Below are 11,187 nucleotides of genomic sequence, written 5' to 3'. Positions count from 1 at the left end.
ACGGCGAACGAATTCGCGCAGACGGATGTCAGGACGGCGTCCTGACATCGATCAGGAACGGAGCCTCGAGCCTTGCGGGGCCACGGCGATGGTGGTGCGGTCGATTCCGGATCGTTGCCGTCGTCGGGTTTTTATTGGAACGACTGCAATTTGTTGTACAACCGTCAGCAGTGGGCGCCAGCTGCTGCGTTACGATCCGCCTCAAGATCGCTGTTGCGTTGCGGAGAGGCGACACTGCAGGGTCATTTCGCCGACGCCCGGCGCGATGTTTTCGTCTTCAACATTAAGGGCGCGCATCGTTTCGGATCATCATGGATCGCCACGCAATCCAGGCACTGGAAACATTCGGAATAGATCATGGACCCGCCGCCCGTGATGGCGCCATAGCGGCATTTTACCCGGCACAATTGACAAGGCGTCTCGCATTCCTTGTGGCGCGCGATCCAGTTCGAGCGCCGCACGAAGCTGAGCGCGGACAAGGCCGCGCCTAGCGGGCAAAGATAACGGCAGAAAATTTGTAGTGGAACAGCCCGAACAGCAGCAACGCAGCCGTATAGAGCACGAAGGGCGCCGAGCGGATGAAGGTCAAGGTGATCGCGGTCTTGAACGGCTCGATTTCCGCGATTTTCGCCGACAAACTCCTGAAGGGAGCCGAAGGGACACAGCCAGCCGCAAAAGGTTCCGCGCCCCCAGATGAACAGCCCGCCGAGCCCGAAGATCGCCACGATCAGCGTCGGCGGGTCCCACAGCAGGAACTGGAAGCCGCCCTCGCCCTTGATCGCCTTGGCCAAGCCCACCAGCCAGACAATGGACATTTGCGCTTGCGCGATCCAGCCGATGAAGATGAGATTGAAGGCCAGAAACGCCAGCCGGAAGGTTTTCAACCTGCGCGGAGAGTGGACCAAGCTTTTCTGTCGTGACAAGGCGACCGCCAGCACGGCCAGGACCCCGCACAGGATGGAAATGTCGCGGCTGCGGCTCGTCCAGATTGAGGCGAGCCCTAAACCATTGTCTTCCGGTGGAACCTCGAACAGGTCCTTCGGCAGGCTATAGTCCAGCTTGAAGTCGACTGTGAAGTTTTCTGGATAAACCAAGCCCTTCTGGCGGATGACCCGCACAGATATCTCGGAGGGGCTGGCCGTATCGTAGGCGGCCTCCGGCGGAATGTGGAGGATGGCGACATCGGCGTTAGCCCGCTCCAGCTCCGGCGTCGGCGGGTCGCGCGTCTCGCTCCAGACGAAATCGCGCCAGATCACCGGCGCGCCGGCCTGCAACAGGGCGACATAATCCGGCGTTCCTCCCAGCGTGAAATTTTCGGGCATGAACGTCCAGCGCCCGGTCGAGGCGACGAACATGGCCGAGCCGCCGTCGAGCAACCGCACCAGCTTGCGCCAGTTGGCCTCGCCGAGCAGGTTGCGGCCGATGATCGGCACGTCGATCTGGGTCTGGTAGACTTCCGTGAATGTCGCGCTGCGCGACTGCAGCGCCTCGGCGTCGAGACCAGCCGCCTCTGAGCCGGCGAAGGCCCGCTCGACCTCGGCGTTGGTCAATTGCAGCTTGCGGACATAGCCGCGCGCCAGCAGGTCCTCAAAACTCAGCGGCGCAAAGACATCTTTTCGCACCCGGGCGGCGCGGCTGAGGTCGCGCCCGACGGAAAACCCGAGTTTTGCCCGCGCAACCTGCAAGGCCGCGGCGATCAGCGTCTCGTTGACGATGCGCGCCGAGGCCGTGGCCTTTGAAATACCGTCGATTTCCACCGCGAGGCTGTCCAGCGCCGCTGCGGTTCGCGCGCCCGGACGCACGATCTTGATCGACTGATGCAGCGAAAAGGTCGGCATATTGCCTGACGAATTCATGCTGGTGCTCCGGCCCGAGCCCGTCGACAAAAACCGGTTCATGTTGCGACAGCACGCGCACGTCGAGAAAGGAGCCGTACGGCCGCAGCGCGCCCAGCAGATTGACCGGCGTGCCGGAAAAGCCGGGGATCGGCTGGAAATCGATGGATTCGAACACATGGGCGACCAGCTCGTCCCGCGTCCCCATGCTGCGGTAAATCGACCACACCGGAAGGTCGGGGTCGCGCGCGCCAAGCTGGTACGGCGGCGGAAACAGTTTTTCCAAGCCCGCGCGGTCGAGCGTGGCGGCGCGCGCGGAAGCCGCGACGATAATCGCCAAAAGCAGCAGAGCCGCCGTGCGCAGGGTCGATGTGCGAATCCCAGCCATGTCTCAGTCTTGCCGCATCCCCAAGATTTTCGTCGAAAGCCGGCGTGCGCCGTCGCGACCCGAGGCCACTTCCCGCAGAAATTTGCGCCGGAACGCGCGCTCAAAATCGGCGTAGCCGTTGGCGACGATATGAAATGCATTCGGACCGCCGATCACGTGCTGCTTGTACCAATCCTCAATGGTCGTTCCGGACATGTGCGGTTCGTGGCGCAGCTCTTCGATGCTGAAACCGGGCGCGCGATAGGCGCCGGCGCCGGTGAATTCATTCTCGGTGCGAATGGGCAGGCCGTTGATGGTCACGCCCGCAGCGACCGTGTTGTCGCGCTCCTCCTCGGTCGCGCGCGCGCCGGAGCAATTGTCGGGACCATCGCCGGACACGTCGATGACGGTCGCCGACGCCTGACCGGCAACGCTGCGAGCCAAGCCTTCGCGCGCATCGCGCAGCATGGCGGCGAGGCAGGTGAATTCACCGGAGACGCGCGGCATGGCGCGGATCAGGCCGGCGACGCGGCGAGCGTCCTCGGCGTTGGCGACGACCTGCCAGGACATGACTTCATGGGCGTTGTCGGACCAGGCCAGCATCGACACCGCGGCGCGATGATGCGGGCCGCCGAGCAGGGACTGCACGATGGACGGGTCCTCCAGCGAACGGGCGACGCCTTCGAACTGCACGCGATAACGGGCGTCGTCCATCGAACCGGAGACATCGACCGCCAGGATCAGCGCGGTGTCAAATTGTTCGGCCCGCGCCGGCGCCGCGGCGGCCAAGGCGCAGGCGAGCGCCATTCCGGCGATCATTCGGGATCGAGCCAGATGCGCCATCCTTCCGCTCCATTGATTCTCAGTTGATACACGCCCGGCCTGTCGATCAGATATTCGTCTTCGCCGGCCCCGCCGATGTGCAGGTTCTGGATGACCTCGCCCCTGGCGTTCATCAGATAGAGAACGAAGATCACGCCCTCCGAGCGGAAGCGCAGCCGATGCGGCCGGTCCAGCGTGAACAGTTCGGTCACGGCGTTATGATGGCCCTGGAAACGCGGCGGCGCCTGTTCACGCGCCAGCGCGTCGTAACAGGCCAAGCGCTCGCTGGCTTGGGCGATGGCGCGGCAGGCGAGCAGGGTTGTGGTCAGCGTTTGTGCGAAACCTGCGCCGCCGGAAAAGGACAGCGCGACCGCCAAACCCAACGCCCGGAGGATCACTTCTTTTCCAATTCCCAGGCGCGCGGGCCGCGCTGCCAGTCCTGCGGGCAACCGACGCAGCCATCCATCACCGCGTCCTGGAAAATGGTGTAGCGCTTCAGCGCGCCGGTCATGTCGACCTCGGCGAGATTGACGTCATAGAGCTGCGCTTCCTGCAAATCGGCGTTGACCAGCTTGGCCTGCAGGAAATTGGCGGTGTTGGCGCGCGCGTGTTCTAGCGAAGCCGCGGTCAGATCGGCGCCGGTGAAATCCGCGTGGGCGACCCGCGAGAACGAAAGGTCCGCGCCACGCAGATTGGCGCCCTTGGCGTTGGCGTTCTGCAGGAAGGCGGCCCAGAGCCGCGCCCCCTCCAGATTGGCGCCCTCGAGATTGGCGCTGGTGAGATTGGTGTGGCGCAGATTGGCGCGCGCCAGATGGGCTCCGGCGAGATTGGCCCCGGCGAGATTGGCGTCCTTGAGGTCGACATGGCGCAAATCGACGCCGGGACACTGGGTCTTGGGCGCGATCGTGCAGCCATTCTCCACCCAGGGATCGGGCCGCGGGTCGGAATTGACGATGACGTCATAAGCGCGGGCCGGCGGCGACAAGGCCAGCGCCGCGGCGACAAACAGGGGGGAAAGAAAAAGGGGCCAGCGTGAACCGGTCGCACGAGTGGATTGACCGCCATGTGACATGAACGACGTCCTTCTTGGGATCAAGGATTGTGCGCCCATGGCGCATGGAAGTTCCGCTGGCCCGCCCGCGCCGCCGCCCGGAATGGAATAAGCGACGGCGGGAGCGACGACCGGCCCTGAAGGAACGCGAGCCGGCCTGTCTGTGATGCGCTTACTTGGAGGCCATGTCGGGCGAAAGCTCGAAAACCCAGAACGAACCGCCCTGGCTGACCTGCTTGGTCATATCGGCCATGTCGCCGCCCCACAGCGGCACCGCGCCGCCATACCCCGAGGAAATGCCGAGATATTGCTTGCCATCCTCCTCCCACGTGATCGGGATCGACACCACGCCCGACCCGGTCTGAAACTTCCACAGCTCCTTGCCGTTGCGCGCATCAAAGGCTTTCACGAAACCGTCTGACGTTCCGGTGAAAACCAGATTGCCCTTCGTCGTCAGTGTGCCGGCCCAGAGCGGGAGTTGTTCGAGCGATTCCCAGACGATCTTGCCAGTGGCGGGATCCAGCGCGCGCAGGGCGCCGACGTGGTCTTCGAACTTGCGCTTGATTCTGAAACCCTGGCCGAGATAGGCCGCGCCCTTCTTATAGGTCAGATTTTCGGTCCAGTACTCCTCGGTCCAGTCGTTCGAGGGGATGTAGAACAGCTTGGTGTTGGGATTGTAAGACATCGGCATCCAGTTGGTGCCGCCGAGGAAATTTGGCGTCACCTGTACAGGTTTGCCCTGTTTCTCGCCCTCGACCGGCGCCGGCGGGCGGCCGCTGAGTTCGTTTGGCCGGCCCCTGGCCACATCCCAGCCGGAGGCCCAGGAAATGTCGCGCACGAAGGGATAGATGGCGAGCGCGCCACCCGCCTGTTTGGAAATGCGGCCGTCGCGCGCCGTCATCGTGTCGAGATCGGTGATGAAGAAAAAGCCGTTGCGGTCAGCGTGCGCCGCGGCGCGGGTCGTCTTGCCGTTCTTTTCCAGATCGAACAGCAAAACTGAATTGTTGCCGGAGAAATCCCAGGCGTCATTCGGCGTATGCTGGAAGAAGCCGACGGGTTCGCCGGTGGAGGGCTCGATGTAGATCTGGCCCGAGGTGAACAGGCTGTCATACGGCTTCCAATCGCCGTTAGGGCCGGAGCGGTAATGATAGTTCCACGGCGCGGGATTGCCGGTGCCGATCACAATGGTGTTGGTCTTGACGTCGAAGGTGGCGGTCTGCCAGGGCGCACCGCCGCCGTGGTTCCAGCTTTCCCTCTTGGTTCCGTCCGGATTGTTGGGCCAGGAGGGAGCCTTGGGATCGCCGGTCGGGGTCGAGTCCTGGCCGTTCAGCCGGCCCATGTGCCCTTCGACCAGCGGACGCATCCAGATTTCCTCGCCGGTGTCGGGATCGCGGGCGTAGAGGCGACCGACCACGCCGAACTCGTCGCCGGAGGAACCGTGGATCAGCATCACCCGACCGGTCTTCTGGTCCTTGATGATGGCCGGGGCGCCGGTCATGGTGTAGCCGGCGGTGTGGTCCTCGAATTTTTTCTGCCAGGCCACTTTGCCGGTCTTGCGGTTGAGCGCGACAATGCCGGCGTCGAGCGTGCCCATATAGATCTTGTCGCCATAAATGGCGGCGCCGCGGTTGACCACGTCGCAGCACGGACGGATATCTTCGGCCAGACGATGCGAATAGGCCCACAGCCGCTTGCCGGTCTTGGCGTCCAGCGCGAACAGGCGCGAATAGGAGCCGGTGACATAAATCACGCCGTCATGGACGAGCGCCTGGCCCTCCTGGCCGCGCTGGCGCTCGTCGCCGAAAGAGAACGCCCATTTCGCCTTCATCTTCCCGACATTGTCGACATTGATCTTGTCGAGCGTGGAATAGCGGTTGGCATGAAGGCCGAGGCCGTAGCTCAGCACGTCCGAGGTGGATTTGTCGTCGTTGGCGATGTCCTCCCAGCTCACAGGCTTTTCGCCGCGCTCCGCCCGGGCGGCGGGGCCGGAGAAGGCGAGGCCCAACCCGAGCAGTGAGGCGGTCGCCAGCAAGCGCGCGCGATGACGCGCTTCAGACGCGTGGAGCCTGGAATTCATGAACTGTCCTCCCTTGCGATTATCAACGCCGGTTTCGTTTGACCGTGTTGCCGTCAGGCTAGGGCGGTTCGGATGAGAATGTCCTGAGAGGAGGCTGAGAGCGTTCTCAGAAAAGCCTGTACTTTGGCGCCGGCTCAAGCATCGCGCGCGAGGCGGTAGCCGACGCCGCGCAGGGTCGCGATTTTGGGCGCGCCGGGTTTTTCCGCCAGTTTCTTGCGGAGATAGCCGATATAGACATCGACGGAATTGGGCGTGACGTCGCTGGAATCGCCCCAGGTTTGCGCAATGATCGCCTCGCGCGACAGGGCGCGGTCGGCATGGCGCGCCAGACATTCCAGCAGGTCGAACTCGCGGCGCGTCAAAGCGAGGGCGCTGCCGTCGACACAGGCTTCGCGCGCCCGCTCATCCACGGTCAGCGCGCCGAAGGCGAGCACGGGCGAAGGCCGAAGCGCGGGAATATTGCGCCGCAGAAGGACACGGATGCGGGCGAGCAATTCCTCGACGTGAAACGGCTTGGTCAGAAAATCGTCGGCGCCCGAGCGAAAGCCTTCGAGCTTGTCCTCCAGGCTGGCGCGCGCGGTGAGCATCAGCACGGGGAGGTCGTGACCAGCCATGCGGATTTGGCGGGCGAGCCGCACGCCATCCACGTCCGGCAGCATCAGGTCGAGAATCGTTAGAGCGTATCCACCCTCGCGCAAAGCGTCCACGGCATTGCGGCCCACCCGGCGCCAATCGACCTCAAGGCCTTCGCTTTCCAGCGATTTAACCAGAAGCCGCCCAACGCCGGCGTCGTCCTCGACCAGCAGGACTTTCATGGGGACACCGGGAGAACCATTGTCACTCTCAAACCGCCTTCCGGACGATTTTCCGCGCGGATGGCGCCGCCATGCTGTTCGGCGATCCAGCGCGCCACAGCCAAGCCCAGGCCCGAGCCGCCACGCCGCTGACCCTCGTCGCTTTGATAATAGGGATCGAACAGCCGCTCAAGCGCATCATCGGGCGCGCCCTGCCCTTCGTCGCTCACGCTCACAAGCGCGCGGTCCCCCTCCCGCGCTAGCGCGACCGTCACTGCGCCCTGGTCAGGTGAAAATTTCACGGCATTGTCAATCAGGGCGAGAACCCCTTGCCGCAGCCAGCTCTCATCTCCCGAAACGCTCAAATCGTCGTCCAGCCCCTCGCCTGTCAACACCACGTCGGACGCACGCGCGAAGGCGCCGGCGAGGTCGAGCGCCTCGCGCAGCGCGCGCGCGAGGTCGAAAGGCGCGAAACGCAGCGCCAAACGTCCCTCTTCGGATTGGGCCAGGAGCAGCATGTCGTCGAGCCGCCGCTGCATGACCTCGCCATTGGCGCGGATATGAATCATCGCCTCGCGAAAAGTCTCAACATCTGGCGAACGCTGACGTAGCGCCAGACCGGCCTCGCCGAGCAGAACCGTGGCTGGCGTGCGCAATTCGTGGCTGACCTTGGCGAAAAACAATTTTCGGGAACGGTCGATCTGCGCCAACTGTTCCGTCTTGGCCTCCAATTCGCGGGTGCGCTGAACCACCGTGTCCTCAAGCCGGCTGTTAGCCTTTTCCAACTCCCGTTGCTGGGACTGGATGCGCGCCGCCATCTCGTTGAATCGCCCCGCCAATTGGCGTAATTCGCGAATGCCGCGCGGGACGATCGTCACGGCGCGGTCGCCTTGGGACAACGCGACGGCGCCGCGAGCCAGCGCCAACAAAGGGGTGGAGAAACCGCTTCGAACCGCACGGTGTGCGGCGGCGACGCCGACGAGCAGAAGCAGAGCAGCGACGCCCGCATGCAGCAGAAACGCCCTCCGCAGCGCGGCCATTGCGGCGTTGGTCGCCGCGACCTCCTTGCGCTCGTCTTCAACAATTGCAGCGGCGAGAACCCGCAAGGCGACGACATCGGCGGCGACACGCCGCGCCGCAGGATTTTTGCCATCGCGGGCGATTTGCGAGTCAGGCTGCTGATTGGCGAGGAGAGCCAGATTGCCCCGGACGGCTCGAAACAGATCCCGCAGCTCCAGGGCGCGGGCGACTTCCTCGGCCTGGCCGCCCGCGTCTTCAAGCAATTCCGTTTCCTGGTTGACCCCAGCGATATAGAGCCCGAGCGTTTTTTCGATATTCTCAGCGCCGGCCTCCGTCAGAGCGACCCATTCGGGCAGGTTTTCCCGCGCAGCTTCATTCAGCAGCAGGGCGTTCACATCCGCCTCGATCCGGGTGACGATTGACAATTGTTCGTAGGAGCGCTCCGCGCGCGCCAGAAAATTTGTCGCCTTCCAGAGATCTTGGAACGTTGAATAGGCCAGCGCAGCCCCAAGAAGCCCGCCGATCGTGGCCACGAGGCCCAGAGCATGGCGCAGCGAGACGCCGCCGAGATCATGCTGTGCGCCGCTGGGCGAGGAAGGCGCCGCCTGGTGTGACTCGTGCTTGGAGGCCATGGCCTCAAACAGCCCGGAGAAGAATGCCCCTGTCAATCCGCCTGGAGAACGAGGCCAGCAGGCGGATTGGCGTCGCTTTCGCTATGAAGCGGCGGCAGATGGCTGAACCGGAGGCTTAGCGGGCGCCTATTTGCCGCAGGTCGTGAGGTCCTGCGCGTGGAGCACGAATTGCTCGCCCTCGCGCACGTCGATGTTGCGAACGGTGCAGACGTGGCCTTTCTTGTCCGCGAGCCTGATGTCGTAACGGCCTGACTTCACGCCGACGAGATTGAGCTTCTCGTTGTGGTCGACTTGGCCTTCATCGTCGTTCTTACAAAGCTCGCCGCCGAACGACCTGGCGCCCGCAGGCGCAAGCTGGAGATGGACGATGGTTTCGCCGGTGCGGTTGAGGAACCGCGCGGAATTGCCTTCGGCGGCGGCGCCAGAGACATTTGCAGTGAGCATGGCGACGGATAGAGCAAGTCTTATCATGCCAGAGTCCCTTTGTGAGCGTGCAGGTCAAAAATCACGACCAATGCTCAGTTTCAGCGCCGGCCCCCGAGAAGCCTCTGTCAGCCCGTAGCCCGCGCCGAAGCTCAATTCGAAGCCTTTGAACTTGGTGTTCGCCACGGCGTACAGCACCTGGCTCTGTTGCTTCCAGGGAACGACATGTCCGATCGGGCCGAGATTGGCGAAATGTTCGAAGCCGATCTTCCAATTGTCGGTCACCTGCTTCACGACCCGCAGCGAGGGCTCGAAGGCGGAACCGGGGCGATCGAAACCAACGGTCATGTTGGCGTTGAAGATCGCCTCATAATCGTTGCCGAAGCGCACACCGACGATCGGCGTGAACATTCCGGCGAAACGCGGCGACGCCTCCTGTACGAAACGCGGCCCCGGCAAACCGGCGAGGATTGGAACCGAGGAGCGCGGAACGAACAGGTCGGGAATGAGCGCGCCAGGCGGAGCATAGATGCCGCGAATGACGAGGCCGAAGAATAGATTCCGCTCTTCGCGGTCTGGTTGCATGAAGGTTTGGCGGAAAGTGACGCCGCCTGTCTGAAGTCCGTATCCGGGCAGGGACGCCGCCCCGGGCATGGCTGAGGCGTTGCCGCGGGCGAAGGCGTAGGGCGTGGTGACAGCGACCTCGTACCAGTCGTTGACCCCATAGCCGATTTCGGTTTCGCCGGTGAGCGCCCGCAAGTTGGCGCCTTTAGGCGCGGCCGTTGGCGGGTTGAACGTTGTGAAATAGCCGAAACGCTGCTCCACCTGAAAGTGGCCTGGCGACGCCGGATCAGTGCCCAGAATTTCTTCTGAAAATGCCTGCTGGGGCGTCATTAGGGCCGCCGCTCCGAACAGAACGCCCATCACCTTCAAAAGACGTCCTCTCAAGGCGGGTGCACGCAAACAGGCGCGACCACCGCTAGTTCGGGCGTTGGTTGTCATTGTTTTTCAGACACCTAGCATTGGCTTGGTCGCGGATGGGTACTCAGAGAACGCGGCGGCAAATTGAGGTAGGAGAGGCAAAAAAACGGCGAGGTCGCGGATAGTCTGCTTAGCAATGTTGAGCGTTCGGTCGCGGGAAGGCCGCTTGCCGCCGAACATTGCCGAAGACCTTGGATGGCGCGGAAATTCAGCGAGGGCCAAGCTGCAACTGAAGCGATCGGCATGACGCGGACCGGCGCCAAAGGCGCTTGAAAGTGGATGACCGCACGAAAACGCGGCCAAAGGGCTTGCGGTGCTTGGCCAAGGCAAGTCGCAAGATGGAGTGAGGGGTACGCCGCCGGCGAGGCCCTCTGACCAGCTTGATCATCTGCACCAAGCCTTCGAACGGCTTCGACGTATCCGGCGGCAGAGTCAGCAGCGACAGAAACGTTTCGAGAAAGGCCCGTTCGAGCGGCAGCGGCTCTTCGCACCCGACTTGCAAATCGAAAATATTGAACTCAAAGCCCGGCGCGAACTGCATTTTCACATAGATCGCCTCATGCTCCCGCTCCGGTCCGAGCTTCTCCCGAACCAGACGCACAAAGCCCTCCGCCGAAGGACCGATGTCGAGTTTGCCGATCATCGGGAGCTTCGGAGTTGCGCCGCCAAGCACGGCCGAGGAGAGACACAGGCCGAGATTGATGGTGTTGGCGATCACCGACTTACCCGACCCCGGCGGCGCGACGAAAACATCGATCACAACCGGGCGTTTCGATCCGCCGGCGGGATCATAGGGCCAGATCGCGCCCGACGGCAGGCGGAACAGCACGCTGCCCTCCGCCCAGGGCGACACCGTATGGTTCCACGGCAACATCGGCAGGGCCTCGCCGAGCAGCGCCAGTGAAGGATTGCCGGTCGACGCCAACGCGATCCCCGGCACGGTGCTCATCACGCCCTCAAGCGGGTCGCCGGCTATGCGTGTCGCCTTGCAGCCGCCCCAGCCCTCGATCCTTTGCGCCAGCGTCGAGGCCCGCCGCCGCAACGCGCGCGTGTCGCCGGCCTTGGCCCAGGTCGCGAAGGACGCCCGCAGCTTGACGGAGATATGGTTGTCCTCTTCCCGCGCCGCCCGAAGCGCGGCGAAGCCGCGCTGCAAATCGCGATTTTGCGGAAAGATCGCCAGGAAGG

The 11,187-nt window shown here is 63.6% G+C and carries 10 protein-coding genes and 1 pseudogene; 1 reads left to right on the top strand and 10 read right to left on the bottom strand.

The annotated features are described in order from the left end of the window. Window positions 1-242 precede the first annotated feature (242 nt). The 7 genes from CFB24_RS21620 to CFB24_RS23815 form a co-directional block, all read right to left on the bottom strand. A complete protein-coding gene (locus CFB24_RS21620; RefSeq protein ID WP_158255375.1) occupies window positions 243-1,856 on the bottom strand; it encodes a 4Fe-4S binding protein in 1,614 nt (537 codons plus the stop codon). A 370-nt stretch (window positions 1,857-2,226) separates the two neighbouring features. Further along, on the bottom strand, window positions 2,227-3,045 hold the full coding sequence (locus CFB24_RS21615; protein WP_088522687.1) for a DUF1194 domain-containing protein: 819 nt from the start codon (window positions 3,043-3,045) through the stop codon (window positions 2,227-2,229). Continuing rightward, window positions 3,018-3,422: a hypothetical protein gene (locus tag CFB24_RS21610; RefSeq protein WP_141098565.1), complete on the bottom strand. Its 405-nt coding sequence runs from the start codon at window positions 3,420-3,422 to the stop codon at window positions 3,018-3,020. Before CFB24_RS21610 ends, CFB24_RS21615 begins: the two co-directional genes overlap by 28 nt. Continuing rightward, window positions 3,419-4,009, bottom strand: a complete 591-nt coding sequence (locus tag CFB24_RS21605) for a pentapeptide repeat-containing protein (protein WP_244593366.1) — start codon at window positions 4,007-4,009, stop codon at window positions 3,419-3,421. The genes CFB24_RS21610 and CFB24_RS21605 overlap by 4 nt, the downstream gene beginning before the upstream one ends. A 238-nt stretch (window positions 4,010-4,247) precedes the next feature. Next, a complete protein-coding gene (locus CFB24_RS21600; protein WP_088522684.1) occupies window positions 4,248-6,152 on the bottom strand; it encodes a methanol/ethanol family PQQ-dependent dehydrogenase in 1,905 nt (634 codons plus the stop codon). A gap of 134 nt (window positions 6,153-6,286) precedes the next feature. Further along, window positions 6,287-6,967 carry a response regulator transcription factor gene (locus tag CFB24_RS21595; RefSeq protein ID WP_088522683.1) on the bottom strand — a complete coding sequence of 227 codons (681 nt, stop codon included), beginning with the start codon at window positions 6,965-6,967 and terminating at the stop codon, window positions 6,287-6,289. Then, window positions 6,964-7,824, bottom strand: a complete 861-nt coding sequence (locus CFB24_RS23815; RefSeq protein ID WP_338064207.1) for a sensor histidine kinase — start codon at window positions 7,822-7,824, stop codon at window positions 6,964-6,966. The genes CFB24_RS21595 and CFB24_RS23815 overlap by 4 nt, the downstream gene beginning before the upstream one ends. Before the next feature lie 12 nt (window positions 7,825-7,836). Here CFB24_RS23815 and CFB24_RS23810 point away from each other — a divergent pair, with 12 nt between their 5' ends. Further along, window positions 7,837-8,388, top strand: a complete 552-nt coding sequence (locus CFB24_RS23810; RefSeq protein WP_244593364.1) for a hypothetical protein — start codon at window positions 7,837-7,839, stop codon at window positions 8,386-8,388. Window positions 8,389-8,724: 336 nt separating this feature from the next. Here the strand turns inward: CFB24_RS23810 and CFB24_RS21585 are convergent, their stop codons facing one another. The 3 genes and pseudogenes from CFB24_RS21585 to CFB24_RS21575 form a co-directional block, all read right to left on the bottom strand. Further along, window positions 8,725-9,069: a hypothetical protein gene (locus tag CFB24_RS21585; protein WP_088522681.1), complete on the bottom strand. Its 345-nt coding sequence runs from the start codon at window positions 9,067-9,069 to the stop codon at window positions 8,725-8,727. A gap of 27 nt (window positions 9,070-9,096) precedes the next feature. Continuing rightward, window positions 9,097-9,945 carry a hypothetical protein gene (locus CFB24_RS21580; protein ID WP_244593367.1) on the bottom strand — a complete coding sequence of 283 codons (849 nt, stop codon included), beginning with the start codon at window positions 9,943-9,945 and terminating at the stop codon, window positions 9,097-9,099. Window positions 9,946-10,210: 265 nt separating this feature from the next. After that, window positions 10,211-11,187, bottom strand: a pseudogene (locus CFB24_RS21575) (hypothetical protein); the annotation flags it as partial.

The sequence above is a fragment of the Rhodoblastus acidophilus genome, assembly GCF_900187365.1.
Taxonomy (GTDB): Bacteria; Pseudomonadota; Alphaproteobacteria; order Rhizobiales; family Beijerinckiaceae; genus Rhodoblastus; species Rhodoblastus acidophilus.
The sequence above is the reverse complement of the archived record's forward strand: the minus strand, read 5'-3'. Positions and strand labels throughout refer to the sequence as shown.